Raw genomic sequence first — 25015 nt, forward strand, 5'->3', positions numbered from 1 at the left:
TATCTCAACATCTCTATCGTTGATAGCCGTATGTGGCAGTCCCCTTACCCCGGGCATACCCAGCGGGCCGCCTTGCGCCGCGCCGGGTTGTTCGCCTGCCTCGCCGCCGTCCTGTTCCTCGGGTTCCTCCTCGGCCGGGAAAGCCGCCACGAGGAGGCCCCCGGCCACGTCTACCTGAACGAGGCGGGCCCCGCCGAGCCCTCGTCCGCCCTCACGACCGAGCCGGGCGACTCGCCCGACGAGCGCGTCCCGCTGCACCGGGTCACGCGTCCCGCCCCCGCCGCCTCCCCCTCCGCCTCCCGGCAGCGGCGTCCCCTCCCGCGCGCCTCCGACGGCCCGCGCAACGTCATCGACGGCTCCACCCACGACGACCCCGGCTACGTCCTGCGCGGAGACGGCGGCGGGGATGACGGCGGCCACGGCGTGGCCACGGCGCTGAGCGCGATGGAGGGCGAGGTCGTCCGGCTCACCAACATCGAGCGCCGCCGGGCCGGCTGCGCTCCCCTGCGGATCGACAGGCGGCTGGCCCGGTCGGCGCGGGCGCACTCCTCGGAGATGGCGCTGAGCGACGCCTTCTCGCACGACTCCCCGGACGGCGGCTCCCCCTGGGACCGCATGGAGGCCGCCGGCTACCGCGACGGGGGCGCCGAGAACATCGGCCGCGGCTACGCCTCCGCACAGGAGGCGGTGCGCGGCTGGATGGCGAACCCCGGCCACCGGCGCAACATCCTCAACTGCGCGCTGGCGGCCACCGGCGTCGGGGTCGTGGAAGGGCCCGGCGGTCCCTGGTGGACCCAGGACTTCGGGTATTCATGAACTGATCCGCCCTGATACGGAGTTAATCTCAGCGCATGGGTTTTCCCGGTGATTCTCCGCGCCGCCAGCCGTACGTCCAGCCCGGCGGGCCGCAGCCGCCGCTCCAGCCCGGCGGACCGCAGCCGCCGTCCCCCTGGGACGACCAGGCCGGCGGACAGAGGGGCGGACAGGACGGCGGGCAGCCGGATGGGCAGCCGGGCGGGCAGGGTGAGGGCTGGTTCGGCCCGCCCGCGCAGGGCCCGCGCCCGCAGTCCCCCGCCGGCTTCGGCTCCGCGCCCCCGGAGTCTCCGCGGCGGGCGCCCGGACGGCAGGCGCCTCCCGGGTGGGCCCCGCCCGGACAGGAGCGGCCCGAACGGGAGCGGTCCGGGCAGGAACGGCCCGGCCCTGCGGCATTCGCGCAGGAGACGCCCGGCCCTGCGGCGTTCACGCAGGAGACGCCCGGCCCTGCGGCGTTCACGCAGGAGACGCCCGGCCCTGCGGAGCGTCCGCAGCAGCCCCCGGCCCGTCCCGCGGAGCAGAAGCGGCCCAAGAAGCAGAAGCAGCCGTGGAGCCCTTATGAGGACGGCCTCCGCGCGCTCCTGCCCACCTTCGTCGCGATCGGCGTGATCGGCATGCTCATCGCGGGCGGCATCGGGCTGGCCGTCTTCGCCAGTTCCGGCGACGACTCCCCGGCCGGCGCGGCGGACGCCCCGGCACCGTCCGCCACCAGGCCCGTGATCCCCGCCAATCCCGGAGGCACGTACGGCTTCGCCGAGGCCCGCAAGACCGATCCGGGCAAGCTGACCCTGGACGAGCTCTTCAAGAGCCGCAAGGCCCGGCACAAGGGCCAGACCTACCTGATGACCGTCCGCAGGAGCGACAAGAAGTGCAAGGACGCCGCCGTCGGCTCCGGCCTGCAGAAGGCCCTCGCCGCGGGCAGGTGCAACCAGCTCCTGCGCGCCAGCTTCCGCGACTCCTCCGGTAAGATCATCGGAACCCTGGGGGTCGCCAACCTCGACACCTCGTCGGCCGCGGCGAAGGTCGTCAAGGCCGCCCGGGGGAAGAAGTCCCGGGAATACCTCAAGGTGCTGCCCGGCAAGGACAAGCTCACCAAACTCCTGGGCACCGGCGACGCCTTCGTCGGAGGATGGCGGCACGGCCACTACGCCATCCTGGTCTGGTTCCAGTACAAGGACGGCCACCTGCCGAGCAAGGCGGAGGCCAAGAAGCTCAACGCGGCCGCGTTCGGGGTCGCCGACGCGACCGTCACCCCCGCGCTGGAGTCCCGTTCACTGACCGGAAGGCGCCCGTGAACACTCCCCCATTCGGGGCTTTTCGGGCATAAAACCGGCGGGCGATCCGGCCAGGAACACCCATACTCACATGCCGATCTCCGGCTATCGCTACGCTGCCAGGTATGCGTGGCCAGGAATCCGGATCCGAGCACGAGCGCGAAACCGACGGTTCGGTCGTACCGGCGACGCCGCCGCCGAGCTTCGGCCAGCCTTCATCGCAGGTGCCGCGGGTCGATCTCGCCGAAGGCGAGCAGTCCCATGTCCCTCCCGCCGTCCCTCCCGCCGTCCCTCCCGTGCGGCCGGAGCCCGCGGCCGGCCGGCCCTGGACGGCCCCCGGTGACGGCGGGACCTCCTACGACCGGCTCACCCGGGCCGGGGAGGAAGACGTCCTCGCCCCCGTCCCGGACGGACCCGCCGCCCCGGCGTGGCAGCCTCCGCCCGCCTTCACCGCCGCCGCCGCCGGCATCCAGGTGTGGCCGTCACCCGCCGCGGACGCTCCCGTGCCCCCTCCGTGGCCCGCGGCCACGGGAGAGCCCGTCGAGGAACTGTCCTGGCCCGACTCCGACGAGGAGGCCCGTCCTGTCGGCCCCGTCGGCCCCGTCGGCCGATCGTCCCCCCTCGGCCCGCCCGTCAGCGAGAATCCGGAGAACACCGTCGACGTCCGCGTCCCCGCTCCCGCCGTGCCCGATCCGCAGGAGCCCGTCCCCCCGGTCGCGGACCCGCAGGAGATCGGCCCCGCCGCGACGACCGCACCGCAGGAACCGACCGCCGGGCACGCCGCACCACCTGCGCCCCCATCGCAGCCCCCCACCGCCGGGCACGCCGCACCGCCCTCACCTCCGTCTCCGCCCTCCCCTGCCGGGCGCACCGCACCACCCGAGGCGCAGCCGTCCGCGTCCGGTCCTCAGGTGATCCCGTCCACGGCGCTTCCGCCGTCCGGCCCGGCTCCGTCTCCCGCCGACCAGCCGACCCCTCCGGGCGGCTTCCCGCCCCTCCCCCCGCCGTTCCCGCCTCCGCCGTCTCCTCCCTCCGGGCGGCTCCCCGTCTCCGACGACCCGGTGGTGGAGCGCGGTCCGTTCGAACCGCCCACGGCGACCGTGTCCGCCCCGCCGGCGCCTCCCGCCGCCGCGCCCCCGGCCCCCGGCCGGGGCAGGATCATCCTGGTGGCCGCCGCGGTCGCGGTCGTGATCGGCGGCATCGGCACCGGCGCCTTCTTCGCCTACCGGTCGTTCAACGCGGCCGATCCGCAGCCCGTCCGGCCCACTGCCGCGCCGGTGACCGGCGACCCGATCGAGGAGAGCCCCGAGAACATCCCGACCGAGGAGCTGATCGACACCACGCTGCTCAACTCCGAGCTGACCGACCCGGGCAAGATGACCCTCGCCGACGCCTTCGCCAAGAAGGTGACCATCGCCGGAACCACCTTCACCCGGGTCAAGACCCATCTGACCCAGGACTGCGACAAGACGGCGGCGGGCACGTTCGCCACCGCGCTCGAGAACGGCGACTGCCGCCGCGTGCTGCGGGCCACCTACGTCGACCGCAAGAAGAAGTACGCCGTCACCACGGGCGTCGCCGTCCTGCCCACCCGCGAGTCGGCCGTCAAGGTCGACCAGGCCAAGAACCTCGAGAAGAACCTGTGGTTCCGCGGCCTGCGGGGCGCTTCCGGCAGCGGGGCCGAACGCATGCACATCGCGGGCGGCTACGCGGCCGGACTGGTATGGGGCCGCTACATCGTGTTCAGCTACGCGACCTTCGCCGACGGCCACACCCCCACCGCGAAGGAGAAGAGCCTCGGCAAGCTCAGCGGCGCCTTCCGCGACCAGACCTCCAAGGTCGTCGAGCACCGCCTGACCCGCTGACGGCACCCGCCCCGCACGCCGGAGGGGCGGCCCCGCCGCCGGACCCGCCTCTCCGGCGGAAGCAGCCGGCGTACCCTCCGGCGCGTACCTCTGGCAGAACCACCCGGCGCACACCCGACGGAGCCGTCCCACCCCGTGCGTGCACCGGCGCATCGCGGCCCATCCGCCCCGGGAGCGGCCCTCGGCACACAGCGGACCGCGCACCCCCGGGAGCGGCCCTCGGCACACAGCGGACCGCGCACCCCCGGGAGCGGCCTCAGCCCCCGGCGCGCAGGCCGTCCGCCTCAGCCCTCGGCACGCGTACCCGGCGGGTCAGCGCGGCCCTCAGGGCCAGTTCCTCCGCCCCGGGGTAGCGCACCTCCTCCAGGCAGAGCCCGTGCGCCGGCGCCACATGCACCCCGGAGTCCCGTACGGCTCTCGCCAGCACCTGCCCGGGCCACTCCACCCCGAGACGCCCTTCCCCGACCGCCAGCAGCGATCCCACCAGCGCCCGCACCATGGAGTGGCAGAAGGCGTCGGCGACCACCGTCGCGACCAGGACCCCGCCCTCGCCCCCCTCGCCGCCCTCACGGGCCCAGTCCAGCCGCTGCAGTTCGCGGATCGTCGTCGCGCCCTCGCGCTTCTTGCAGAACGCCGCGAAGTCGTGCTCGCCGAGCAGTCGCGCGGCGGCCGTGTTGAGCCGGTCCAGGTCGAGCGGGCGGGCGTACCAGACGACCTCCCGGCGGCGGAGCGGATCCACGCCCCCCGGCGCGTCGCACACCCGGTAGGCGTACCGGCGGGACAGCGCGGAGAACCGCGCGTCGAAGCCCTCAGGGGCCACCGTGACGCGATGAACCCTGACGTCCGGGGGGAGGACCCCGGCAAGCCTCCTGCGCAGGGCGGAGAGCCGCTCCTCGACCCGCTCCCGCGCTCCCCGGACCTCGGCGGCCCCGGCCTGCCCGACCCCCTCGGCCCGCCCCTGCCCGCGTGACCTCGCGCGGCCCTCCACCGCCGCGAGCGCCTCCTCGTCCACGTCGAGATGCGCCACCTGCCCGCGGGCGTGCACCCCGGCGTCGGTCCGGCCCGCCACGGTCAGCGCGGGGGCCTCACCGAGCCGCAGGACCCTGGCGAGCGCCTCCTCGATCTCCCCCTGGACCGTCCGCCTGCCGGGCTGCCGGGCCCAGCCGGAGAAGTCCGTGCCGTCGTAGGCGAGATCCAGGCGCAGCCGTACCACGTTGTTCCTCCCGGAGAACGGGAACGGGCCCGGTACCCCCGATGCGGGGATGCCGGACCCGTTCACCCAGCCTGAGAGATCAGGCGTTGTCCTTCTTGTCCTCGGTCTCCTCGGCCGGAGCCTCGGTCGCCTCGTCGTTCTTCTCCGCGGCGGGGGCCTCGGCGGTCTCCTCGGCCTCCTGCGTGGCGGGGGCCTCGGCCTTCTCCGCGGCCGGGGCCTCGGCGGCGGCCGGAGCCTTGGCGACGCGGACCGTGTTCAGCGGCTCGGACACCAGCTCGATGACCGCCATGGGGGCGGCGTCGCCCTTGCGGAGGCCGACCTTGGTGATCCGGGTGTAACCGCCGGGACGCTCGGCGAAGGTCGGGGCGATCTCGGTGAAGAGGTGGTGGACGACACCCTTGTCGCGGACGACCGTCAGCACCTGGCGACGGTTGTGCATGTCGCCCTTCTTCGCCTTCGTGATCAGCTTCTCCGCCAGCGGGCGCAGGCGCTTCGCCTTCGCCTCGGTGGTCCTGATCCGGCCGTGCTGGAACAGCTGGGTGGCGAGGTTCGCCAGGATCAGCTTCTCGTGGGCCGGGCTGCCGCCGAGACGGGCACCCTTGGTGGGCCTGGGCATTTCGTTCTCCTTGAGAGTGAACCCGCCCCGGCCGTACCAGGTACCGGGGTCGGGCCGCGGGAGTCGCCTGCGACTCCCGCGTGGCGATCGGTCCCGGAGGGCGCGCCCTCCGGGGGATCACGGGGACGGAGTCCCCGCGGGGTCAGTACTGCTCGGTCTCCACGTACGCGCTGTCGTCGTCGTCGTAGCCGCCGCCGGCCACCGCGGTCGGGTCGAACCCGGGCGGGGAGTCCTTGAGCGCCAGCGACATCTCGTGCAGCTTCTGCTTGACCTCCTCGATGGACTTCGCACCGAAGTTGCGGATGTCCAGCAGGTCCTGCTCGCTGCGCGCGACGAGCTCGCCCACGGTGTGGATGCCCTCGCGCTTGAGGCAGTTGTAGGAGCGGACCGTGAGGTTCAGCTCCTCGATCGGCAGCGCCAGGTCCGCGGCCAGGGCCGCGTCCGTCGGCGACGGGCCGATGTCGATGCCCTCGGCCTCGACGTTCAGCTCGCGGGCGAGGCCGAACAGCTCGACCAGGGTCTTGCCGGCGGAGGCCACCGCGTCGCGGGGCTTCATCGCGGCCTTGGTCTCGACGTCCAGGATCAGGCGGTCGAAGTCGGTGCGCTGCTCGACACGGGTCGCCTCGACCTTGTAGGTGACCTTGAGCACCGGCGAGTAGATCGAGTCGATCGGGATGCGCCCGATCTCCTGGCCCGGCTGCTTGTTCTGCGCCGCGGAGACGTAGCCGCGACCGCGCTCGACGGTCAGCTCCATCTCCAGCTTCGCCTTGCCGTTCAGCGTGGCGATGCGCAGCTCGGGGTTGTGCACCTCGACACCGGCCGGGGGCGCGATGTCGGCGGCGGTGACGTCCCCGGGGCCCTGCTTGCGCAGGTACATGACCACGGGCTCGTCGTGCTCGGAGGAGACGACCAGCTCCTTGAGGTTCAGGATGATGTCGGTGACGTCCTCCTTGACCCCCGGGACGGTCGAGAACTCGTGCAGCACGCCCTCGATGCGGATGCTGGTCACGGCCGCGCCCGGGATGGACGACAGCAGCGTGCGCCGCAGCGAGTTGCCGATGGTGTAGCCGAAGCCGGGCTCCAGCGGCTCGATGACGAACCGGGAGCGGGTCTCCTCGATGCTCTCCTCGAGGAGGGTCGGGCGCTGAGCGATCAGCATGTGGGTTCTCCCCTTGACGTGCGGCGCCCGCTATTTGACGCCGCTCGGTAACAACAGCATAGGTGCCGTACGGCGAACCGTACGGCACCTGTGCGGGTGAGCTGCTACTTGGAGTAGAGCTCGACGATCAGCTGCTCCTGGACCTGGGTGTCGATCTGCTGACGGACCGGGAGCTGGTGGACCAGGATGCGCATGGCCTCCGGGGCCACGCCCAGCCACGCCGGGAACGTCTTGTCGCCGGCGGTGGCGCGCGCCACCTCGTAGGGCAGCAGGTTGCGCGAGCGCTCGCGGACCTCGACGATGTCGTGCTCGCGGACGCGGTACGACGGGATGTCGACCTTCTTGCCGTTCACCAGGATGTGGCCGTGGCGGACCTGCTGGCGGGCGGCGTCGCGGGACTCGGCGAAGCCGGCGCGGTAGACCACGTTGTCGAGACGGCTCTCCAGGATCTGGAGGAGGTTCTCGCCGGTCTTGCCGCCCTTGCGGTTGGCTTCCTCGTAGTAGTTGCGGAACTGCTTCTCGAGGACGCCGTAGATGCGGCGGGTCTTCTGCTTCTCCCGGAGCTGGAGCTGGTACTCCGACTCCTTGGGACGGCCGCGGCCGTGCTCACCCGGCGGGTAGGGACGGATCTCGATGGGGCACTTCGCGGACTCGCACTTCTTGCCCTTGAGGAAGAGCTTGACCTTCTCCCGACGGCAGAGCTTGCAGTCCGCACCCGTGTAACGAGCCATTTTCTATCTTCTCCTGGGGCTCAGACGCGACGGCGCTTGGGCGGGCGGCAGCCGTTGTGCGGCACGGGGGTCACGTCCTGGATGGACCCGACCTCCAGGCCGGTCGCCTGCAGCGAGCGGATGGCGGTCTCGCGGCCGGAACCCGGGCCCTTGACGAAGACGTCGACCTTGCGCATGCCGTGCTCCATGGCGCGGCGCGCGGCGTTCTCGGCGGCCATCTGCGCGGCGAACGGGGTGGACTTGCGAGAGCCCTTGAACCCGACGTGGCCGGCGCTGGCCCAGGAGATCACGTTCCCGCTCGGGTCGGTGATCGAAACGATCGTGTTGTTGAACGTGCTCTTGATGTGGGCGTGCCCGTGAGCGACGTTCTTCTTTTCCTTGCGGCGCACCTTCTTCGGTGCACCCTGGCGGCTCTTAGGAGGCATTGTTTGCCTTCACTCCTGAGGTCTTCGGTCCTGCGGCTGCGCGGACTACTTCTTACCGGGCTTCTTCTTGCCGGCGACGGTCTTCTTCTTGCCCTTGCGGGTGCGCGCGTTGGTCTGCGTGCGCTGGCCGTGCACGGGAAGACCGCGACGGTGCCGGATGCCCTGGTAGGACTGAATCTCGATCTTGCGGCGGATGTCGGCCTGAATCTCGCGACGGAGGTCACCCTCGATCTTGAAATTCGCCTCGATGTAGTCACGCAGCGGCACGAGCTCTTCGTCCGTGAGCTGGTGAACCCGGAGGTCGCCGCTGACGCCGGTGGCCTTCAGGGTCTCGAGCGCGCGCGTGCGGCCGATTCCGAAAATGTAGGTGAGAGCGATCTCCAGCCGCTTGTCGCGGGGGAGGTCGACGCCAACCAGGCGAGCCATGGTCGGGCATTCTCCTTCTTTGTGGCGGAGGTCCTACGCTTCACCGCCCCTCCCCATGCCCGGGGTGAGGGCCCCGGCCTCCGACCAGGGGTCTCCTGCGGGGTACGGCCTCGGCGGCCGCCTGCGCAGGTGTGAAACGCGATTACCGTTCTTCCGGGCGGGGTCCGCCTCCCCGCTCCACCGCGGGGAGCGTCTCCGCTCTCCGCACCGGACCGGCGGGACCGCCTTCACCCGATGGGCCCCACATGCATCGAGTCCGCCCCTTTTCGAGCGGACCCCGTGAGACCTTCTTCGGCGACTAGCCCTGACGCTGCTTGTGGCGCAGGTTGTCGCAGATCACCATGACGCGACCGTGCCGGCGGATCACCTTGCACTTGTCGCAGATCTTCTTGACGCTCGGCTTGACCTTCATAGTCCTTATTCGTCCCTCAGACGCTTACTTGTATCGGTAGACGATCCGCCCACGACTGAGGTCGTAGGGGCTCAGTTCGACGACGACCCGGTCGTCGGGAAGGATTCGGATGTAGTGCATGCGCATCCGCCCGCTGATGTGGGCCAGGACCTTATGGCCGTTGTCGAGCTGAACCCGGAACATTGCGTTCGGGAGCGACTCAACCACAGTGCCCTCGATCTCGATGGCGCCGTCTTTCTTGGCCATGTCCCTCGCGTTTCACTGATCGGTCGTCTGAGGCTTCGGAACACTAAGCAGCCGCGACCATGCGCTTCCAGGAGAGGCGGCGGTAGCGACACCGCTGAGGCGCAATGGTCATAGTGAACCGAAGAAGGATTGTACGGCACCGGGCGATGGAATGCGAAACCGACGGCCGACGCTCGACACAACCACCGGACATCATACCGCTCGGACGAGCGGAAAGCCCACCGGTGACCGTGTCACCGGTGGGCTCGTGCCGTTCGGCCGTGCCGGCCGCGCCTAGAAGGCGTCACCCCAGCCGCCGCAGTCGTCGAAGCGGTCGTCGCCCTCGCAGACGCGGATCTTGAAGTCGTCGAAGCCGCTGCTCTTCTTGAAGCCGCCGAACTTCGTGAAGTGCCGGCTGCCGAACGTCTTGTAGTACTTGGTGTGGACGCCGAACTTGTCGTGCCACCTGAACCAGACGTAGCTGTACTCGCGGTCGCGGTCCCGGTCGAACAGGTCGCCGTGGAACCAGTAGCGGCCGTCCTGCTTGATCCAGTAGCCCTTGAAGTAGGAGCGCTTGCCGAAGCCCTCGCCGCCGCCGAACGTCGAGTGGTACGGGCCGAAGAAGTGCTTCGATCCCTGCGCCTCCTGGAAGGCGGCGACCGTGGCCGTTCCGGCGGTCGCGGCCTGGGCCGGGACCGCGGCCAGACCCGCGGCGAGCGAGCCGGCGAGGACGGTGGCGGCGAGAAGGGTGCGGGCCTTGCTCATGTCTTCCTCCTGTGACGGGGTCCGTCGTTCGGACACCGCTCACGTTAGGAAGCTCCGGTCCGTCCTTCTGCGGAGGAATGCACACTCGCCGCCGAGCGTGCACTATTACGGCTTACGATCGCCGCCGGCCTTCATCAGAACGGTCGCGACCAGCAGGATCGCGCCCCAGGGCCCCATCACCCACAGCGGCCAGGGGTAGGGGAAGTCGAAGTCGTTCCCCATGCCGATGGCGAACCAGATCGTCCAGTTGACGGTGACCGCGAAGGCCCAGGGACCCCACATGGCGGCCAGGCGGCCGTTCTCGCCGCGCTCCGGCTGCTTCGGGGGACGCGGGGAGACCTCCCGCATGGCGCGCAGGTCGACGTCGGGCAGATCGGAGGTGAGCGTGGCCAGCTCGCCGTACGTCCTGCTCGCGTAGAGCTGTTCGAGCCGCTCGTCGAACTCCTCGACGGTGAGACGCCCCTGCGCGTAGTGCTCACGGAGCACCGAGGCGATCCTGTCCCTGTCGTCGTCCGACGCCCGCATCTGCGGACCAGCCGCCATCATCGCTCACATCCGCTCACCACGGCGGGCAGCGTCGCCGCTAGCCCGCGTTCTCTCCCAGCACGTCGGCGAACCGCTCCCTGCCCCCGTCGAGCGCGGTCAGCACCCACGGTCCATTATGTGTCACCGCGACGCTGTGCTCGAAGTGCGCCGAGGGCTTGCCGTCGATGGTGACGACGGTCCAGTCGTCGGCCAGCACCTTGGTCCGCGCGGTGCCCAGGTTGACCATCGGCTCCACCGCGAAGCACATGCCCACCTCCAGCCTGGGCCCCTTGCCGGGCTTGCCGTGGTTGGCGACCCAGGGGTCCATGTGCATCTCGGTGCCGATCCCGTGCCCGCCGTACTCCTGCGGGATGCCGTAACGGCCTTGGGCGCGGACGTACTTCTCCACCGCGTGGCCCACGTCGGACAGGTGACCACCCGGCTTCAGAGCGGCGATGCCCTGCCACATCGCCTCCTCGGTGACCCGCATCAGCTCGGTCAGCGCGGGATCCACCTCGCCGACCGGGACCGTGACGGCCGAGTCGCCGTGCCAGCCGTCCAGGATGGCGCCGCAGTCGATCGAGATGATGTCGCCGTCGCGCAGCTTCCGGCGGTCACCGGGGATCCCGTGCACGACCTCGTCGTTGACCGACGCGCAGATCGTCGCGGGAAAGCCCTGGTAGCCCTTGAAGGAGGGGATCGCGCCCTCGGCCCGGATCGCCTTCTCCGCGATCGCGTCGAGGTCCAGCGGCGTCATGCCCGGCTGGACGCTCTCCTTGAGCAGCTGCAGCGTCCGCCCGACCACCAGGCCCGCGGCACGCATCTTCTCCAGCTGCTCCGGTGTCTTGATCTGGATCCCGTGTCGGTTTTTCTTGAACACGTATGCACCCCCTGGGGTGGTTGAACGGGCGATTCGGGAGCCCAATTCCCGATTGTGCCCGAGAAGACTTCTCCTAACGACAGCACGCCACCCGCGGGGTGCTTCCCGCGGGTGGCGTGCCGGATGAGAACCGCTAGCCGACGTGGGGCGCCAGGGCCTCCATCGCGCGACGGGTGACCTCTTCCACCGGACCGGCCGCGTCCACCCCGACGAGGATCTTCTCCTCCGCGTAGAACGAGACCAGCGGAGCGGTCTGCTCCTGGTAGACCTCCAGACGACGCCGGACGGTCTCCTCCTTGTCGTCGTCCCTCTGGTAGAGGCTGCCGCCGCAGGCGTCGCAGATGTCGTCCTTCTTGTCGTCGAAGTCGACGTGCCAGATCCGGCCGCACCGGCCGCAGGTACGACGGCCGGCGAGGCGGCGGACCACCTCGTCCTCGTCGACCACGAGCTCCAGGACGACGTCCAGCGCGACCCCGAACTCCGCGAGCATCTTCTTCAGGATCTCGGCCTGGGGCACGTTCCTGGGGAAGCCGTCGAGCAGGAAGCCGTCCCGCGCGTCGTCCTCGGAGAGGCGGTCGCGGACCATGGCGATGGTCACCTCGTCGGGCACGAGGTCGCCGCGGTCCATGTACTCCTTGGCAAGCTTGCCGAGCTCCGTGCCGCCCGAGACGTTGGCGCGGAAGATATCCCCTGTCGAGATCTTCGGGATGGACAGGTTCGATGCGATGAACTGGGCCTGAGTCCCCTTACCCGCTCCGGGGGGGCCCACCAGGACGAGGCGCACTACTTCAGGAAGCCTTCGTAGTTGCGCTGCTGCAGCTGGCTCTCGATCTGCTTCACGGTGTCAAGACCGACACCCACCATGATCAGAATGCTCGTGCCTCCGAACGGGAAGTTCTGGCTCGCTCCGACCAGCGCCAGCGCGACGATCGGCACCATGGAGATCAGGCCCAGATAGAGCGATCCCGGAGCCGTGAGTCGCGAGAGCACGTAGTTCAGGTACTCGGCCGTCGGGCGTCCCGGGCGGATACCCGGGATGAAACCACCGTACTTCTTCATGTTGTCGGCCACTTCAACGGGGTTGAAGGTGATGGACACGTAGAAGTAGGTGAAGAAGACGATCAGGAGGAAGAACGTGATCATGTAGGCCGGGGTGTCGCCGGTGACCAGGTTCTGCTGGATCCACTGCACGACCGCGTTCGGCTCTTCCGTGCCGCTGAACAGGGTCGTGACCAGCTGCGGCAGGTAGAGCAGCGAGGAGGCGAAGATGACCGGGATGATGCCGGCCTGGTTCACCTTCAGCGGGATGTACGTGGAGGTCCCGCCGTACATCCGGCGCCCGACCATGCGCTTGGCGTACTGCACCGGGACCCGGCGCTGAGCCTGCTCGACCATGACGACCAGGGCGATCATCGCGATGCCGACGGCCATGACCACGGCGAAGACGAACGCGCCCTTCTGGCGGCCGATGTTCAGCAGCTCGGACGGGAAGACCGCGATGACCTGGGTGAAGATCAGAATGGACATGCCGTTGCCGACGCCGCGGTCGGTGACGAGCTCGCCCAGCCACATGATCACGGCGGTGCCGGCGGTCATCACCAGGACCATGGTCACGATGGTGAAGACGCTGTCCTTGTCCAGCAGGACGTCCTGACGGCAGCCGGGGAAGAGCTGGCCGCTGCGCGCGAGCGCGATGAAGGCGGTCGACTGCAGGATCGCCAGGCCGATCGTCAGGTAACGCGTATATTGAGTGATCTTGGTCTGGCCCGCCTGTCCCTCCTTCTTGAGGGCTTCGAGGCGGGGGATGACCACGACGAGGAGTTGGAGGATGATGCTCGCGGTGATGTACGGCATGATGCCGAGCGCGAAGATGGACAGCTTCAGCAGCGCGCCTCCGCTGAACAGCTGCACCATCCCGTAGATATTGCCCGCATCGCCGGCCTGCGCCTCCTTGAGGCACAGTGCGATGTTTTCGGTGTGAACACCCGGAGTCGGAAGAACCGAGCCGAGACGGAAGAGCGCGATGATGCCCAGTGTGAAGAGCAACTTCTTGCGCAGGTCCGGCGTACGGAACGCTCGGGTAAACGCGGTCAGCACGGTCCCTCCTGCGCGCCTGAAAGGCGAGGTCGGTCAGCGATGGTGCGGGGGTGATCCATCTTGGTATCTCAAGTCAACGAGTCCGTGGAAATGAGTTGACACTCATTGTCCAGCGAACTCTAACGCACCGCGGGCGCGGAGGCCCAGAAGGGCCCCCGCGCCACGTGATTGATGCCTACAGCTCGGAGACGGAGCCCCCGGCGGCGGCGATCTTCTCCTTGGCGGTGGCGGAGAAGGCGTGCGCCTGCACGTTCAACGCCACGGAGATCTCGCCGGTTCCCAGGACCTTCACGAGCTGGTTCTTGCGGACCGCGCCCCTGGCGACCATGGCCTCGACGGTGACGTCGCCACCCTCGGGGAACAGCTCGCCGAGCCGGTCCAGGTTGACGACCTGGTAGGTCGTCTTGAACAGGGCGTTGGAGAAGCCCTTGTACTTGGGCAGGCGGCGCTGGAGCGGAACCTGGCCGCCCTCGAAGCCGAGGGGGACCGTGTTCCGGGACCGCGTGCCCTTGGTGCCACGACCGGCGGTCTTGCCCTTGGACGCCTCGCCGCGGCCCTTGCGGACCTTCGACTTGTTGGCGCCCGGAGCCGGCCGCAGGTGGTGGATGCGGAGCGGAGTGTTCTCTGCCATGTCAGTCGACCTCTTCCACGGTGACCAGGTGCGTCACCACGGAGACCATGCCGCGGATCTCCGGGCGGTCCTCCTTGACGACGACGTCGCCGATGCGCTTCAGACCCAGCGAGCGCAGCGAGTCGCGCTGGTTCTGCTTGCCGCCGATCTTCGAGCGGACCTGAGTGATCTTCAGGCGTGCCATCGACTAGCTCACCGCCTTCGCCGCCGCGGCCTCCGCGATGCCCTCGGCGCGCGCCTTGAGCATCGCCTTGGGGGCGACGTCCTCGATCGGCAGGCCGCGGCGGGCCGCGATCTCCTCGGGGCGGCTGAGGCCCTTCAGAGCGGCCACCGTGGCGTGCACGATGTTGATCGGGTTGTCCGAGCCGAGCGACTTGGACAGGACGTCGTGGATGCCGGCGCACTCCAGCACGGCGCGCACCGGACCACCGGCGATGACACCGGTACCCGGCGAGGCCGGACGCAGGAAGACGACGCCGGCGGCCTCTTCACCCTGCACGATGTGCGGGATGGTGCCCTGGATGCGGGGCACCCGGAAGAAGTGCTTCTTCGCCTCTTCGACGCCCTTGGCGATGGCCGCGGGGACTTCCTTGGCCTTGCCGTAACCGACACCGACCATGCCGTTACCGTCACCGACGATAACCAGGGCGGTGAAGCTGAAGCGACGACCACCCTTCACGACCTTGGCCACCCGGTTGATCTTCACGACGCGCTCGATGTACGAGACGCCCTTGTCAGCGCTGCCACCGCGGCGGTCGTCACGACGACCGTCACGCCGCTCGCCACCGGCGGCGCCACCGCGACGCGGAGCTCCGGCCATCAGTGGTTCCTCTTCTCATTCGTCATACGGGCCATCAGGTGCGATCCTCGGGACGGAGTCATCAGAACTCCAGCCCGCCTTCGCGTGCGCTGTCCGCGAGGGCCGCGATGCGGCCTGCGTAGCGGTTGCCACCGCGGTCGAACACGACCGCGGAGATACCGGCAGCCTTGGCCCGCTGAGCGATGAGCTCGCCGACCTGCTTCGCCTTGTCGGTCTTGGCGCCCTCGGCCGTGCGCAGCGAGCCCTCCATGGTGGAGGCGCTCACCAGCGTGTGGCCCTGGGTGTCGTCGACGATCTGCACGAACAGGTGTCGGGTGGAGCGGTTGACGACCAGGCGCGGACGCGCGGCCGTACCGACCACCTTCTTGCGGACTCGGCCGTGGCGGCGGGCCCGCGAGACGGCGCGGGCGGCCGTGTGCTTGCCGAACGCAGTCTTGCCAGCCATGCCTACTTACCAGCCTTTCCGACCTTGCGGCGGATAACTTCACCCTGGTAGCGCACGCCCTTGCCCTTGTACGGGTCGGGCTTGCGCAGCTTGCGGATGTTCGCGGCGATCTCGCCGACCTTCTGCTTGTCGATGCCGTCCACGTGGAACAGCGTCGGCTTCTCGACGCGGAAGGTGACGCCCTCGGGGGCGTCCACGATCACCGGGTGACTGAAACCGAGGGCGAACTCAAGCTGAGTCGGCCCCTTGGCCTGGACGCGGTAACCGACGCCCACGATCTCCAGGGTCTTGGAGAATCCCTGGGTCACGCCCGTCACCATGTTGGCGATGAGCGTGCGGGACAGACCGTGCAGTGCGCGGACCTTGTTCTCGTCGTTGGGACGCGTGACGGCGACAGTGCCGTCCTCCGCCCGAGCGACCTCGATCGGCTCCGCCACCGTGTGCGAGAGCGTGCCCTTGGGGCCCTTGACCGTGACATCCCGACCGTCGATGGTGACGTCGACGCCGCTCGGTACAGGGATGGGCAGCCGTCCGATTCTCGACATGCTGTATGCCTCCCTTCTACCAAACGTAGGCGAGGACTTCCCCGCCCACACCACGCTTGCCGGCCTGCTTGTCGGTCATGAGGCCGCCGGACGTCGAGATGATCGCGACGCCCAGTCCGCCCAGGACCCGAGGCAGGTTGTCCTTCTTTGCATAGACCCGCAGGCCGGGCTTGGAAACCCGGCGCAGGCCCGCGAGCGAGCGCTCACGGTTCGGCCCGAACTTGAGCTCCACCACGAGGTTCTTTCCGACCTTGGCGTCCTCGACGCTCCAGGCCTGGATGTAACCCTCCTGCTGGAGGATCTCGGCGATGTGCGCCTTGATCTTCGAGTACGGCATGGCCACGGTGTCGTGGTACGCCGAGTTCGCGTTTCGCAGACGCGTCAGCATGTCTGCGATCGGGTCGGTCATCGTCATGGCCGGTGGCCTTCCTCACCGCGGTTTCCCCAGGGGACCTACGGTGCGGTCATGGGCGCCTTCTTCGAACAGCGCCCGGTGAATATGACTTCTCTTCTGCGGCCGGCGCCGCACGGTCCCGTGAGGATCACGGGACCGTGCGCGGCTACCAGCTCGACTTGGTGATGCCGGGCAGCTCGCCCCGGTGCGCCATCTCGCGGAAGCAGATGCGGCACAGGCCGAACTTCCTGTACACGGCGCGGGGACGGCCACAGCGCGAGCACCGGGTGTAGGCCCGGACCTCGAACTTGGCCTTGCGAGCGGCCTTGACCTTGAGCGACGTCTTCGCCATGATCAGGCCTCCTTGAAGGGGAAGCCGAGGTGCTTCAGCAGCGCCCGGCCCTGGTCGTCGGTCTTGGCGGTGGTCACGACCGTGATGTCCATGCCACGCTGCCGGTCGACCTTGTCCTGGTCGATCTCGTGGAACATGACCTGCTCGGTGAGACCGAAGGTGTAGTTGCCGTTGCCGTCGAACTGCTTCGGCGACAGGCCGCGGAAGTCGCGGATACGGGGAAGCGCCAGGGACAGCAGACGGTCCAGGAACTCCCACATGCGGTCGCCGCGCAGCGTGACGTGCGCACCGATCGGCATGCCCTCGCGCAGCTTGAACTGGGCGATGGACTTGCGGGCCCGCACGACGGCCGGCTTCTGACCGGTGATGACCGTCAGGTCGCGGACGGCGCCCTCGATCAGCTTGGAGTCGCGGGCCGCCTCGCCGACACCCATGTTCACCTTGATCTTGGTGATCGTGGGGATCAGCATGACGTTCTCGAACCCGAACTCCTCCTGCAGCTTCGCGGCGATCTCCTCGCGGTAGCGCTGCTTGAGGCGAGGGAGCGTGCGCTCTTCAGAGGTGGCAGTCATCAGTTGTCCTCACCCGACTCGTCGGCCTTCTTGTCGGCCTTCTTGGCGGGCTTCTCGTCATCCTTGAGCTTCTTGACGTTGCTCACGTGGATGGGAGCCTCCATGGTCTGCACGCCGCCGGTCTTGGCGCCGCGCGGACCCTGCAGGCCCTCCTTGACGTGCTTCTTGATCATGTTGACGCCTTCGACCACCACGCGGTCCTCGCGCGGGAGGGCGGCGATCACACGACCCTTGGCACCCTTGTCCTTGCCGGCGATGACCTGGACCAGGTCACCCTTCTTCACATGCAGCTTCGACATCTACAACACCTCCGGCGCGAGCGAGATGATGCGCATGAACTTCTTGTCACGCAGCTCGCGGCCGACGGGACCGAAGATACGCGTGCCACGAGGGTCACCGCTGTCCTTGATGATGACGGCGGCGTTCTCGTCGAAGCGGATGTAGGAGCCGTCGGGCCGGCGGCGCTCCTTGACAGTGCGGACGACGACGGCCTTGACCACGTCGCCCTTCTTCACGGTGCCGCCCGGAATGGCGTCCTTGACAGTGGCGACGATGATGTCGCCGATACCGGCGTAGCGCCGACCCGAGCCGCCGAGCACCCGGATGCAGAGGACTTCCTTCGCACCCGTGTTGTCGGCGACCTTGAGTCGCGACTCCTGCTGGATCACGTCTACTCCTGTTTGTCTCGCCGGTTCTCGCCCCTGATGGGCGAGCCTTGCGGAACCTACTGTGGTCTTTTTCCCCCGGCGACAGCCCGTCCGCCCGGGTCCGCCGCGCTCCGCGGCCGGTCCGTCACGTGACGCACCGGCCCTTCCGGAACCCGGCCTCCCCGGCCGGCGACCGCCGCCGCAGGCGGTGCGGAGGAGGACCCCCACACCCTTGGACGCCGTCGTGGGGGGTGGACCCGCCACCCCCCACGAGGCGCGTTGCTACTTGGCCTTCTCGAGGATCTCGACGACCCGCCAGCGCTTGCTGGCCGACAGCGGCCGGGTCTCCATCAGCAGGACGCGGTCGCCGATGCCGCAGCTGTTGGCCTCGTCGTGCGCCTTGTACTTGGTCGTCCTACGGATGACCTTGCCGTACAGGCGGTGCTTGACGCGGTCCTCGACGGCGACGACGACGGTCTTGTCCATCTTGTCGCTGACGACCAGACCCTCGCGGGTCTTGCGGTAGTTCCGCGCCTCGGTCGTGCTCTCCGTTGCTTCAGCCATCGCTCGACTCCTTCTCAACCGTTACAATGCCGAGCTCCCGCTCGCGCATCACGGTGTAGATACGGGCGATCTCGCGGCGGACGGCGCGCAGCCGCCCGTGGCTCTCCAACTGGCCGGTCGCGGCCTGGAAGCGGAGGTTGAACAGCTCCTCCTTGGCTTCCTTCAGCTTCTGGACCAGGGTGTCCTGGTCCTCCACCCGCAGCTCACCGGCGGTCAGGCCCTTAGCCATCACGCCTCACCCACTTCACGCTTAACGACCTTGCACTTCATCGGGAGCTTGTGGATCGCCCGCTTCAGCGCCTCACGGGCCACCGGCTCGGCGACACCGGAGAGCTCGAACATGACGCGACCGGGCTTGACGTTCGCGATCCACCACTCCGGCGAACCCTTACCGGAACCCATGCGGGTCTCGGCCGGCTTCTTGGTGAGCGGACGGTCCGGGTAGATGTTGATCCAGACCTTGCCGCCACGCTTGATGTGGCGGGTCATGGCGATACGAGCCGACTCGATCTGGCGGTTGGTCACGTAGGAGTGCTCAAGCGCCTGGATGCCGTACTCGCCGAACACGACGCGCGTGCCGCCCTTGGCGGCGCCGCTGCGGTCGGGCCGGTGCTGCTTGCGGTGCTTGACCCTGCGCGGGATCAGCATGGTCAGCTCCCTTCAGCACCCGGCTGCGCAGCCGGGCCGGTCTCGGGGGCGGCCTGCGAAGCCGCCTCGGTCCTGGGTGCACGGTCGCCGCGGCCGCCGCCGCGACGGGGACGGTCGCCACCGGCGCCGCCGCCACGACGGGGGCGGTCGGCGCCACCGCGACGGTCGTCACGCTCGCGACGCTGGCCCGCACGGGCGCCGGCGGCAGCCGCCTCGCGCTCGGCGCGGCTGGTCGGAGCCTCACCCTTGTAGATCCACACCTTCACGCCGATGCGGCCGAAGGTGGTACGGGCCTCGTACAGGCCGTAGTCGATGTCCGCGCGGAGCGTGTGCAGGGGCACGCGGCCCTCGCGGTAGAACTCCGAGCGGGACATCTCGGCGCCGCCCAGACGACCGGAGCACTGCACCCGGATGCCCTTGGCGCCGCTCTTCATGGCCGACTGCATGGCCTTGCGCATGGCCCGCCGGAACGAGACACGGCTGGACAGCTGCTCGGCCACGCCCTGGGCGACGAGCTGGGCGTCGATCTCGGGGTTCTTGACCTCGAGGATGTTCAGCTGGACCTGCTTCTTGGTCAGCTTCTCGAGGTCGCCCCGGATCCGGTCCGCCTCGGCGCCGCGGCGGCCGATGACGATGCCCGGACGGGCGGTGTGGATGTCGACCTGAACCCGGTCGGTGGTCCGCTCGATCTCGACCTTGGAAATGCCGGCCCGCTCCATGCCCTTCTTCAGCATGCGGCGGATCGCCACGTCCTCGGCCACGTACGACTTGTAGAGCTTGTCGGCGTACCACCGGCTCTTGAAGTCGGTCGTGATGCCGAGGCGGAACCCGTGCGGGTTGACCTTCTGACCCACTAGCGGGTCCTCCCCTTCGGCTCGCGGGACTCCACGATCACGGTGATGTGGCTGGTCCGCTTGTTGATCCGATAGGCACGACCCTGGGCGCGGGGACGGAACCGCTTCAGGGTGGGGCCCTCGTCGACCCAGGCACGGCTCACGACGAGCGTGTCACGGTCGAGGTTGAAGTTGTGCTCCGCGTTCGCAATGGCGCTGGACAGCACCTTGTACACGGTCTCGCTCGCCGACTGGGGAGCGAACTGCAGCACGGCCTGCGCCTCCGAAGCGGGCAGCCCGCGAATGAGGTCCACCACGCGGCGGGCCTTCATGGGCGTGTGGCGCGCGAATCGCACCTGAGCCCTGGCTTCCATCGCTTACTCCTCTTACCTTCTGCTTCGTATCGGGTCGAGTCCCCCTCGCCCGGCTCCGACCGGTACGGCTCTCGCCTCCCGGCCGTCTCCCGGCGCGGTCTCCTCTTCCCAGGCGCTTATCGCCGGCTGCGGCGGTCTTCCTTGACGTGGCTGCGGAACGTCCGCGTGGGCGCGAACTCGCCGAGCTTGTGACCGATCATCGCCTCGGTGACGAACACCGGGACGTGCTTGCGGCCGTCGTGGACGGCGATCGTGTGACCGATCATGTCGGGCACGATCATGGAGCGCCGCGACCACGTCTTGATGACGTTCTTGGTGCCCTTCTCGTTCTGAGCGTCCACCTTCTTCTGAAGGTGGTCGTCCACGAAGGGACCCTTCTTAAGGCTACGTGGCATTTCGGCTGCTCCTACCGCTTCTTCCGCTTGGTCCGACGACGGATGATCAGGCGGTCGCTGGCCTTGTTCGCCGCACGGGTCCGTCCCTCGGGCTTGCCCTTGGGGTTGACCGGGTGACGACCGCCGGACGTCTTGCCCTCACCACCACCGTGCGGGTGGTCGACCGGGTTCATCGCGACACCGCGGACGGTGGGGCGCTTGCCCTTCCACCGCATACGGCCGGCCTTACCCCAGTTGATGTTGCCCTGCTCTGCGTTGCCCACCTGGCCGATGGAGGCCCGGCAGCGCACGTCGACCTGGCGCATTTCGCCGGAGGGCATACGCAGCGTGGCGTACTGGCCCTCCTTGGCGAGCAGCTGGATCTGCGCACCGGCGGACCGGCCCAGCTTGGCGCCGCCGCCCGGACGGAGCTCCACCGCGTGGATGAAGGTACCGGTCGGGATGTTGCGCAGCGGGAGGCAGTTGCCCGGCTTGATGTCGGCCGTGGGGCCGTTCTCGATCTTGTCGCCCTGCTTGAGGCCGGTCGGGCAGAGGATGTAGCGCTTCTCCCCGTCGGCGTAGTGCAGCAGCGCGATCCGGGAGGTGCGGTTCGGGTCGTACTCGATGTGAGCGACCTTGGCCGGGATCCCGTCCTTGTCGTGGCGCCGGAAGTCGATGATCCGGTAGGCGCGCTTGTGACCGCCGCCCTGGTGGCGGGTGGTGACCCGGCCGTGGACGTTGCGACCGCCCTTGCTGTGCAGCGGGGCGAGCAGCGACTTCTCGGGCGTGCTGCGGGTGATCTCGGCGAAGTCCGAGACACTCGAGCCGCGGCGACCCGGGGTCGTCGGCTTGTACTTACGGATGCCCATCTTTTTCGTTCATCCTTTATCGGTTGATCCGGCCGAATGCCCCCGCCTCTCGGCGGGGGCTTCCGGCGCGTCACTTACTGGCGAGCGGTTCAGCCCTGACCGAAGATGTCGATCCGGTCGCCCTCGACCAGGCTCACGATCGCACGCTTGGTGCTCGGGCGCTGGCCGTAGCCGAACTTGGTCCGCTTGCGCTTGCCCTGGCGGTTGATGGTGTTGACGCTCGCCACCTTGACGCCGAAGATCTGCTCGATGGCGATCTTGACCTGCGTCTTGTTGGCCGTCTTCCGCACCAGGAACGTGTACTTGTTGTGCTCGTCGATCAGGCCGTAGCTCTTCTCGGAGACAACCGGCTTGATGATGATGTCGCGCGGGTCGGCGATCTTCTCCATCAGGCGTCTTCCTTCCCGCTCTTGCTCAGACGCGACACGACCTGGTCGTACGCCTCCTGAGTGAAAACGACGTCGTCGTAGCAGAGCACGTCGTAGGTGTTGAGCTGCCCGGCGTCCAGCAGGTGGACCTCCGGGGCGTTGCGCAGGCTCATCCAGGTGAGCTCGTCGCCCTCGTCGACGACGACCAGGACGCTACGCGCCTGCGTGATCTTCCGCAGCGACTCGAGGGCCGCCTTGGTCTTGGGGGTCTCGCCGGAGACCAGGCCGCTGACCACGTGGACGCGGCCGCCGTTCGCCCGGTCGGAGAGGGCGCCGCGCAGCGCGGCGGCCTTCATCTTCTTGGGGGTCCGCTGCGAGTAGTCGCGCGGGACCGGACCGTGGACGGTGCCACCGCCGGTGAACTGCGGGGCGCGGGTCGAACCCTGGCGGGCGCGGCCGGTGCCCTTCTGGCGGTACGGCTTCTTGCCGCCACCGCTGACCTCGCCGCGGGTCTTGGCCTTGTGGGTGCCCTGCCGGCGAGCGGCGAGCTGGGCCACGACCACCTGGTGGATCAGCGGGACGTTGACCTTGGCCCCGAAGATGTCCTCGGGCAGGTCGACCGAGCCGGCCTTCGTGCCGCTGGCGTCGAGGACGTCAATGGTGCTCACTTGGCAGCCCCCTTCTTGGCAGCGGTGCGGATGAGGACCAGGCTGCCGTTGGCGCCGGGGACCGCACCCTTGATGAGGATGAGGCCCTTCTCGGCGTCCACGGCGTGGACCTTCAGGCTCTGGACGGTGGTGCGGACGTTGCCCATCCGACCGGCCATGCGCAGGCCCTTGAAGACGCGGCCCGGAGTGGCGCAGCCGCCGATGGAGCCCGGCGAGCGGTGCTTGCGCTGGGTACCGTGGGAGGCGCCCAGACCACCGAAGCCGTGACGCTTCATGACACCGGCGAAGCCCTTGCCCTTGCTCTTGCCCGTCACGTCGACGAACTGGCCGGCCTCGAAGGCGTCGGCCGAGATCTCCTGGCCGATGGTGTACTCGGCCGCGTCGTCCGTACGGATCTCCGTGAAGTAACGGCGCGGGGTGATGTCGTGCTTGCGCAGGTAGTCGCCGAGCGGCTTGTTGACCTTCCGCGGGTCGACCTGTCCGAAGCCGAGCTGCACGGCGGAGTAGCCGTCCTTCTCGGGGGTGCGGACGCGGGTCACGACGCACGGACCGGCCTCGACCACGGTCACCGGGACCATGCGGTTGTCCGCGTCGAAGACCTGGGTCATGCCGAGCTTCTTGCCCAGGACGCCCTTGATCTGCTTAGCCATGTCAGTGCGTTCCCTCAGAGCTTGATCGAGATGTCGACGCCGGCGGGGAGGTCGAGCCGCATGAGCGAGTCGACCGTCTTCGGCGTCGGATCGATGATGTCAATCAGCCGCTTGTGCGTGCGCATCTCGAAGTGCTCGCGGCTGTCCTTGTACTTGTGCGGCGAGCGGATGACGCAGTACACGTTCTTCTCCGTCGGCAGCGGAACCGGGCCCGCGACCTTAGCGCCAGTCCGCGTCACCGTCTCGACGATCTTCTTGGCCGAAACGTCGATGACCTCGTGGTCATAGGCCTTGAGCCGAATGCGGATCTTCTGTCCCGCCATAATGGCCTCGGTGTCCTTCGCTGTCGTCTGAAAAAGTTACATGCGGCCGGCGGCCGCTATATGCGGATCCGGGCCCGTCGCGCCTTCCGGCGGTCCGGCCCGTCCCCTTCCCCACGTAGCAGACGTTCGCCGTCTGCGCTTTCTTCCGTGATCTGGCAGTTGCTTCGGTCACTCGATCCGGCCGAAACAGCTGCGAGATCACGGTTCGTGGGTCGCGTGCGGAGCTGCGGGAGCCCCGCGCGGTGCGGCGGCCGGCCTCCTTGCGAGAGGCCGACCGCCGCTCCGCGGTCGTACTACTTGAGGATCTTGGTGACGTTGCCCGCACCGACGGTGCGGCCACCCTCACGGATCGCGAACTTGAGGCCTTCCTCCATCGCGATCGGCTGGATGAGCTGGACGGTCATCTCGGTGTTGTCACCGGGCATGACCATCTCGGTGCCCTCGGGGAGGTTCACGACACCGGTCACGTCAGTCGTACGGAAGTAGAACTGCGGACGGTAGTTGTTGAAGAACGGCGTGTGGCGGCCGCCCTCGTCCTTGGCCAGGATGTAGACCTGGGCCTCGAACTCGGTGTGCGGGGTGGTCGTGCCCGGCTTGATGATGCACTGGCCGCGCTCGACGTCCTCACGCTTGATGCCGCGCAGGAGCAGACCGACGTTGTCACCGGCCTGGCCCTCGTCGAGCAGCTTGCGGAACATCTCGACACCGGTGACCGTGGTGGTGGTCTTCTCCTGCTTGATGCCGATGATGTCGACGGTCTCGTTGACCTTGACGATGCCGCGCTCGATACGGCCGGTCACGACGGTGCCGCGGCCGGTGATCGAGAAGACGTCCTCGATCGGCATCAGGAACGGCTTGTCGACGTCACGGGTCGGCTCGGGGACGTTCTCGTCCACGGCGTTCATCAGCTCGATGATGCTGTCGCCCCACTTCTCGTCGCCCTCGAGGGCCTTGAGAGCGGAGACGCGCACGACCGGCAGGTCGTCGCCGGGGAACTCCTGAGCCGAGAGCAGCTCACGGACCTCGAGCTCGACGAGCTCCAGGATCTCCTCGTCGTCCACCATGTCGGCCTTGTTGAGGGCCACCACGATGTAGGGGACGCCGACCTGGCGGGCCAGGAGGACGTGCTCCTTGGTCTGCGGCATCGGGCCGTCGGTGGCGGCGACCACGAGGATCGCGCCGTCCATCTGGGCCGCACCGGTGATCATGTTCTTCACGTAGTCGGCGTGACCGGGGCAGTCCACGTGGGCGTAGTGGCGCTTCTCGGTCTGGTACTCGACGTGGGCGATGGAGATCGTGATACCACGAGCCTTCTCCTCCGGCGCCTTGTCGATCTTGTCGAACGGGGTCGCCTCGTTGAGGTTCGGGAAACGCTCGTGGAGCACCTTGGTGATCGCCGCGGTCAGAGTGGTCTTGCCGTGGTCGATGTGCCCAATGGTGCCGATGTTGACGTGCGGCTTGGTCCGCTCGAACTTGGCCTTGGCCACTGGTCTGTCTCCTTAGAGATTCTGA

38 protein-coding genes are annotated in these 25015 nt (G+C 68.7%); 3 read left to right on the forward strand and 35 right to left on the reverse strand.

Annotated elements, in window-relative coordinates; translation table 11 throughout:
- Positions 1 to 30 precede the first annotated feature (30 nt).
- From HS045_RS05160 to HS045_RS05170, 3 genes are all read left to right on the forward strand, one after another.
- Positions 31 to 816, forward strand: coding sequence for a CAP domain-containing protein (locus tag HS045_RS05160; RefSeq protein WP_196450005.1), 786 nt, complete (start codon positions 31 to 33; stop codon positions 814 to 816).
- 35 nt (positions 817 to 851) lie between these two features.
- Positions 852 to 2108 (forward strand): hypothetical protein, encoded by a 1257-nt coding sequence (locus tag HS045_RS05165; RefSeq protein ID WP_196450006.1) that lies wholly within the window; start codon positions 852 to 854, stop codon positions 2106 to 2108.
- Between the two features lie 104 nt (positions 2109 to 2212).
- Positions 2213 to 3952, forward strand: a complete 1740-nt coding sequence (locus tag HS045_RS05170) for a hypothetical protein (protein ID WP_196450007.1) — start codon at positions 2213 to 2215, stop codon at positions 3950 to 3952.
- Between the two features lie 256 nt (positions 3953 to 4208).
- Here HS045_RS05170 and truA read toward each other — a convergent pair whose 3' ends face one another.
- The 35 genes from truA to tuf all read right to left on the reverse strand — a co-directional run bounded on the left by truA (position 4209) and on the right by tuf (position 24990).
- Positions 4209 to 5165 (reverse strand): tRNA pseudouridine(38-40) synthase TruA, encoded by a 957-nt coding sequence (truA, locus tag HS045_RS05175; protein ID WP_196450008.1) that lies wholly within the window; start codon positions 5163 to 5165, stop codon positions 4209 to 4211.
- Between the two features lie 79 nt (positions 5166 to 5244).
- Positions 5245 to 5781: a 50S ribosomal protein L17 gene (gene rplQ, locus HS045_RS05180; protein WP_196450009.1), complete on the reverse strand. Its 537-nt coding sequence runs from the start codon at positions 5779 to 5781 to the stop codon at positions 5245 to 5247.
- A 142-nt stretch (positions 5782 to 5923) separates the two neighbouring features.
- Complete coding sequence (locus HS045_RS05185; protein WP_196450010.1) at positions 5924 to 6940, reverse strand: DNA-directed RNA polymerase subunit alpha; 1017 nt, start codon at positions 6938 to 6940, stop codon at positions 5924 to 5926.
- Between the two features lie 104 nt (positions 6941 to 7044).
- Positions 7045 to 7671 (reverse strand): 30S ribosomal protein S4, encoded by a 627-nt coding sequence (gene rpsD, locus HS045_RS05190; RefSeq protein WP_196450011.1) that lies wholly within the window; start codon positions 7669 to 7671, stop codon positions 7045 to 7047.
- Between the two features lie 20 nt (positions 7672 to 7691).
- Positions 7692 to 8096 (reverse strand): 30S ribosomal protein S11, encoded by a 405-nt coding sequence (gene rpsK / locus HS045_RS05195; protein WP_012887860.1) that lies wholly within the window; start codon positions 8094 to 8096, stop codon positions 7692 to 7694.
- Between the two features lie 45 nt (positions 8097 to 8141).
- Positions 8142 to 8522, reverse strand: a complete 381-nt coding sequence (gene rpsM, locus HS045_RS05200; protein WP_068896556.1) for a 30S ribosomal protein S13 — start codon at positions 8520 to 8522, stop codon at positions 8142 to 8144.
- 298 nt (positions 8523 to 8820) lie between these two features.
- On the reverse strand, positions 8821 to 8934 hold the full coding sequence (rpmJ, locus tag HS045_RS05205) for a 50S ribosomal protein L36 (protein ID WP_003956441.1): 114 nt from the start codon (positions 8932 to 8934) through the stop codon (positions 8821 to 8823).
- Positions 8935 to 8958: 24 nt separating this feature from the next.
- Positions 8959 to 9180, reverse strand: a complete 222-nt coding sequence (gene infA, locus HS045_RS05210; protein WP_012887858.1) for a translation initiation factor IF-1 — start codon at positions 9178 to 9180, stop codon at positions 8959 to 8961.
- A gap of 273 nt (positions 9181 to 9453) precedes the next feature.
- Positions 9454 to 9924: a hypothetical protein gene (locus tag HS045_RS05215; RefSeq protein WP_196450012.1), complete on the reverse strand. Its 471-nt coding sequence runs from the start codon at positions 9922 to 9924 to the stop codon at positions 9454 to 9456.
- A gap of 105 nt (positions 9925 to 10029) precedes the next feature.
- On the reverse strand, positions 10030 to 10470 hold the full coding sequence (locus HS045_RS05220) for a DUF1707 domain-containing protein (protein ID WP_196450013.1): 441 nt from the start codon (positions 10468 to 10470) through the stop codon (positions 10030 to 10032).
- A 37-nt stretch (positions 10471 to 10507) separates the two neighbouring features.
- Positions 10508 to 11329 (reverse strand): type I methionyl aminopeptidase, encoded by an 822-nt coding sequence (gene map, locus HS045_RS05225; RefSeq protein WP_196450014.1) that lies wholly within the window; start codon positions 11327 to 11329, stop codon positions 10508 to 10510.
- Positions 11330 to 11462: 133 nt separating this feature from the next.
- On the reverse strand, positions 11463 to 12113 hold the full coding sequence (locus HS045_RS05230; protein ID WP_196450015.1) for an adenylate kinase: 651 nt from the start codon (positions 12111 to 12113) through the stop codon (positions 11463 to 11465).
- A complete protein-coding gene (secY, locus tag HS045_RS05235) occupies positions 12113 to 13426 on the reverse strand; it encodes a preprotein translocase subunit SecY (protein ID WP_196450016.1) in 1314 nt (437 codons plus the stop codon). Before secY ends, HS045_RS05230 begins: the two co-directional genes overlap by 1 nt.
- Before the next feature lie 175 nt (positions 13427 to 13601).
- Positions 13602 to 14057, reverse strand: coding sequence for a 50S ribosomal protein L15 (gene rplO, locus HS045_RS05240; protein ID WP_196450017.1), 456 nt, complete (start codon positions 14055 to 14057; stop codon positions 13602 to 13604).
- Position 14058: 1 nt separating this feature from the next.
- Entirely contained in the window at positions 14059 to 14241 is a 183-nt protein-coding gene (gene rpmD, locus HS045_RS05245) for a 50S ribosomal protein L30 (RefSeq protein WP_068896549.1), read from the reverse strand.
- Between the two features lie 3 nt (positions 14242 to 14244).
- Positions 14245 to 14877, reverse strand: a complete 633-nt coding sequence (rpsE, locus tag HS045_RS05250; protein WP_068896548.1) for a 30S ribosomal protein S5 — start codon at positions 14875 to 14877, stop codon at positions 14245 to 14247.
- A 61-nt stretch (positions 14878 to 14938) separates the two neighbouring features.
- Positions 14939 to 15322 carry a 50S ribosomal protein L18 gene (gene rplR / locus HS045_RS05255; protein ID WP_196450018.1) on the reverse strand — a complete coding sequence of 128 codons (384 nt, stop codon included), beginning with the start codon at positions 15320 to 15322 and terminating at the stop codon, positions 14939 to 14941.
- A gap of 2 nt (positions 15323 to 15324) precedes the next feature.
- Positions 15325 to 15867 (reverse strand): 50S ribosomal protein L6, encoded by a 543-nt coding sequence (rplF, locus tag HS045_RS05260; protein ID WP_196450019.1) that lies wholly within the window; start codon positions 15865 to 15867, stop codon positions 15325 to 15327.
- A 16-nt stretch (positions 15868 to 15883) separates the two neighbouring features.
- Positions 15884 to 16282: a 30S ribosomal protein S8 gene (gene rpsH / locus HS045_RS05265; RefSeq protein WP_068896545.1), complete on the reverse strand. Its 399-nt coding sequence runs from the start codon at positions 16280 to 16282 to the stop codon at positions 15884 to 15886.
- 145 nt (positions 16283 to 16427) lie between these two features.
- On the reverse strand, positions 16428 to 16613 hold the full coding sequence (locus HS045_RS05270; protein WP_012887844.1) for a type Z 30S ribosomal protein S14: 186 nt from the start codon (positions 16611 to 16613) through the stop codon (positions 16428 to 16430).
- 2 nt (positions 16614 to 16615) lie between these two features.
- Positions 16616 to 17185, reverse strand: a complete 570-nt coding sequence (rplE, locus tag HS045_RS05275; protein WP_068896543.1) for a 50S ribosomal protein L5 — start codon at positions 17183 to 17185, stop codon at positions 16616 to 16618.
- A complete protein-coding gene (gene rplX, locus HS045_RS05280; protein WP_196451064.1) occupies positions 17185 to 17475 on the reverse strand; it encodes a 50S ribosomal protein L24 in 291 nt (96 codons plus the stop codon). Before rplX ends, rplE begins: the two co-directional genes overlap by 1 nt.
- A 9-nt stretch (positions 17476 to 17484) precedes the next feature.
- Positions 17485 to 17853, reverse strand: coding sequence for a 50S ribosomal protein L14 (rplN, locus tag HS045_RS05285; protein WP_068896541.1), 369 nt, complete (start codon positions 17851 to 17853; stop codon positions 17485 to 17487).
- A 261-nt stretch (positions 17854 to 18114) separates the two neighbouring features.
- Positions 18115 to 18396, reverse strand: a complete 282-nt coding sequence (rpsQ, locus tag HS045_RS05290; RefSeq protein ID WP_196450020.1) for a 30S ribosomal protein S17 — start codon at positions 18394 to 18396, stop codon at positions 18115 to 18117.
- Entirely contained in the window at positions 18389 to 18625 is a 237-nt protein-coding gene (rpmC, locus tag HS045_RS05295; protein WP_026214152.1) for a 50S ribosomal protein L29, read from the reverse strand. The genes rpsQ and rpmC overlap by 8 nt, the downstream gene beginning before the upstream one ends.
- Positions 18625 to 19044 carry a 50S ribosomal protein L16 gene (gene rplP, locus HS045_RS05300; RefSeq protein WP_068896539.1) on the reverse strand — a complete coding sequence of 140 codons (420 nt, stop codon included), beginning with the start codon at positions 19042 to 19044 and terminating at the stop codon, positions 18625 to 18627. Before rplP ends, rpmC begins: the two co-directional genes overlap by 1 nt.
- Positions 19045 to 19046: 2 nt before the next feature.
- Complete coding sequence (gene rpsC / locus HS045_RS05305) at positions 19047 to 19898, reverse strand: 30S ribosomal protein S3 (RefSeq protein WP_196450021.1); 852 nt, start codon at positions 19896 to 19898, stop codon at positions 19047 to 19049.
- Complete coding sequence (rplV, locus tag HS045_RS05310; RefSeq protein WP_068896537.1) at positions 19898 to 20251, reverse strand: 50S ribosomal protein L22; 354 nt, start codon at positions 20249 to 20251, stop codon at positions 19898 to 19900. Before rplV ends, rpsC begins: the two co-directional genes overlap by 1 nt.
- Before the next feature lie 116 nt (positions 20252 to 20367).
- Entirely contained in the window at positions 20368 to 20646 is a 279-nt protein-coding gene (gene rpsS, locus HS045_RS05315) for a 30S ribosomal protein S19 (RefSeq protein ID WP_068896536.1), read from the reverse strand.
- Positions 20647 to 20657: 11 nt separating this feature from the next.
- The gene (gene rplB, locus HS045_RS05320; protein WP_196450022.1) at positions 20658 to 21494 is read right to left on the reverse strand and encodes a 50S ribosomal protein L2; all 837 of its coding nucleotides are present in this window, start codon (positions 21492 to 21494) and stop codon (positions 20658 to 20660) included.
- 89 nt (positions 21495 to 21583) lie between these two features.
- Complete coding sequence (gene rplW, locus HS045_RS05325; RefSeq protein ID WP_068896534.1) at positions 21584 to 21883, reverse strand: 50S ribosomal protein L23; 300 nt, start codon at positions 21881 to 21883, stop codon at positions 21584 to 21586.
- Positions 21883 to 22530 carry a 50S ribosomal protein L4 gene (gene rplD / locus HS045_RS05330; RefSeq protein WP_196450023.1) on the reverse strand — a complete coding sequence of 216 codons (648 nt, stop codon included), beginning with the start codon at positions 22528 to 22530 and terminating at the stop codon, positions 21883 to 21885. Before rplD ends, rplW begins: the two co-directional genes overlap by 1 nt.
- Positions 22527 to 23180: a 50S ribosomal protein L3 gene (rplC, locus tag HS045_RS05335; protein ID WP_196450024.1), complete on the reverse strand. Its 654-nt coding sequence runs from the start codon at positions 23178 to 23180 to the stop codon at positions 22527 to 22529. Before rplC ends, rplD begins: the two co-directional genes overlap by 4 nt.
- Before the next feature lie 14 nt (positions 23181 to 23194).
- Positions 23195 to 23503 carry a 30S ribosomal protein S10 gene (gene rpsJ, locus HS045_RS05340; protein ID WP_030912931.1) on the reverse strand — a complete coding sequence of 103 codons (309 nt, stop codon included), beginning with the start codon at positions 23501 to 23503 and terminating at the stop codon, positions 23195 to 23197.
- Positions 23504 to 23796: 293 nt separating this feature from the next.
- Positions 23797 to 24990, reverse strand: a complete 1194-nt coding sequence (gene tuf / locus HS045_RS05345; RefSeq protein ID WP_196450025.1) for an elongation factor Tu — start codon at positions 24988 to 24990, stop codon at positions 23797 to 23799.
- Between the last annotated feature and the right edge of the window lie 25 nt (positions 24991 to 25015).

Origin of the sequence: Planomonospora sp. ID82291 (assembly GCF_015711645.1) — a bacterium.
Lineage (GTDB): Bacteria > Actinomycetota > Actinomycetes > Streptosporangiales > Streptosporangiaceae > Planomonospora.

What these genes read in the sequence shown, in the direction of transcription:
- rplE (WP_068896543.1), bottom strand. Translation starts at nt 17,185, where the DNA reads ATGACTGCCACCTCTGAAGAGCGCACGCTCCCTCGCCTCAAGCAGCGC.
- rpsE (WP_068896548.1), bottom strand. Translation starts at nt 14,877, where the DNA reads ATGGCCGGAGCTCCGCGTCGCGGTGGCGCCGCCGGTGGCGAGCGGCGT.
- rpsS (WP_068896536.1), bottom strand. Translation starts at nt 20,646, where the DNA reads ATGCCACGTAGCCTTAAGAAGGGTCCCTTCGTGGACGACCACCTTCAG.
- rpsQ (WP_196450020.1), bottom strand. Translation starts at nt 18,396, where the DNA reads ATGGCTGAAGCAACGGAGAGCACGACCGAGGCGCGGAACTACCGCAAG.
- rplQ (WP_196450009.1), bottom strand. Translation starts at nt 5,781, where the DNA reads ATGCCCAGGCCCACCAAGGGTGCCCGTCTCGGCGGCAGCCCGGCCCAC.
- rpmC (WP_026214152.1), bottom strand. Translation starts at nt 18,625, where the DNA reads ATGGCTAAGGGCCTGACCGCCGGTGAGCTGCGGGTGGAGGACCAGGAC.
- rpsJ (WP_030912931.1), bottom strand. Translation starts at nt 23,503, where the DNA reads ATGGCGGGACAGAAGATCCGCATTCGGCTCAAGGCCTATGACCACGAG.
- HS045_RS05160 (WP_196450005.1), top strand. Translation starts at nt 31, where the DNA reads ATGTGGCAGTCCCCTTACCCCGGGCATACCCAGCGGGCCGCCTTGCGC.
- rplW (WP_068896534.1), bottom strand. Translation starts at nt 21,883, where the DNA reads ATGGAGAAGATCGCCGACCCGCGCGACATCATCATCAAGCCGGTTGTC.
- HS045_RS05220 (WP_196450013.1), bottom strand. Translation starts at nt 10,470, where the DNA reads ATGATGGCGGCTGGTCCGCAGATGCGGGCGTCGGACGACGACAGGGAC.
- HS045_RS05165 (WP_196450006.1), top strand. Translation starts at nt 852, where the DNA reads ATGGGTTTTCCCGGTGATTCTCCGCGCCGCCAGCCGTACGTCCAGCCC.
- rpsK (WP_012887860.1), bottom strand. Translation starts at nt 8,096, where the DNA reads ATGCCTCCTAAGAGCCGCCAGGGTGCACCGAAGAAGGTGCGCCGCAAG.
- rplC (WP_196450024.1), bottom strand. Translation starts at nt 23,180, where the DNA reads ATGGCTAAGCAGATCAAGGGCGTCCTGGGCAAGAAGCTCGGCATGACC.
- rplP (WP_068896539.1), bottom strand. Translation starts at nt 19,044, where the DNA reads ATGCTGATCCCGCGCAGGGTCAAGCACCGCAAGCAGCACCGGCCCGAC.
- rplF (WP_196450019.1), bottom strand. Translation starts at nt 15,867, where the DNA reads ATGTCGAGAATCGGACGGCTGCCCATCCCTGTACCGAGCGGCGTCGAC.
- rplB (WP_196450022.1), bottom strand. Translation starts at nt 21,494, where the DNA reads ATGGGCATCCGTAAGTACAAGCCGACGACCCCGGGTCGCCGCGGCTCG.
- HS045_RS05270 (WP_012887844.1), bottom strand. Translation starts at nt 16,613, where the DNA reads ATGGCGAAGACGTCGCTCAAGGTCAAGGCCGCTCGCAAGGCCAAGTTC.
- HS045_RS05215 (WP_196450012.1), bottom strand. Translation starts at nt 9,924, where the DNA reads ATGAGCAAGGCCCGCACCCTTCTCGCCGCCACCGTCCTCGCCGGCTCG.
- HS045_RS05170 (WP_196450007.1), top strand. Translation starts at nt 2,213, where the DNA reads ATGCGTGGCCAGGAATCCGGATCCGAGCACGAGCGCGAAACCGACGGT.
- infA (WP_012887858.1), bottom strand. Translation starts at nt 9,180, where the DNA reads ATGGCCAAGAAAGACGGCGCCATCGAGATCGAGGGCACTGTGGTTGAG.
- HS045_RS05185 (WP_196450010.1), bottom strand. Translation starts at nt 6,940, where the DNA reads ATGCTGATCGCTCAGCGCCCGACCCTCCTCGAGGAGAGCATCGAGGAG.
- rplV (WP_068896537.1), bottom strand. Translation starts at nt 20,251, where the DNA reads ATGGAAGCCAGGGCTCAGGTGCGATTCGCGCGCCACACGCCCATGAAG.
- rpmD (WP_068896549.1), bottom strand. Translation starts at nt 14,241, where the DNA reads ATGGCACGCCTGAAGATCACTCAGGTCCGCTCGAAGATCGGCGGCAAG.
- rpmJ (WP_003956441.1), bottom strand. Translation starts at nt 8,934, where the DNA reads ATGAAGGTCAAGCCGAGCGTCAAGAAGATCTGCGACAAGTGCAAGGTG.
- rpsH (WP_068896545.1), bottom strand. Translation starts at nt 16,282, where the DNA reads ATGACGATGACCGACCCGATCGCAGACATGCTGACGCGTCTGCGAAAC.
- rpsD (WP_196450011.1), bottom strand. Translation starts at nt 7,671, where the DNA reads ATGGCTCGTTACACGGGTGCGGACTGCAAGCTCTGCCGTCGGGAGAAG.
- rpsM (WP_068896556.1), bottom strand. Translation starts at nt 8,522, where the DNA reads ATGGCTCGCCTGGTTGGCGTCGACCTCCCCCGCGACAAGCGGCTGGAG.
- rplO (WP_196450017.1), bottom strand. Translation starts at nt 14,057, where the DNA reads ATGGCAGAGAACACTCCGCTCCGCATCCACCACCTGCGGCCGGCTCCG.
- rplR (WP_196450018.1), bottom strand. Translation starts at nt 15,322, where the DNA reads ATGGCTGGCAAGACTGCGTTCGGCAAGCACACGGCCGCCCGCGCCGTC.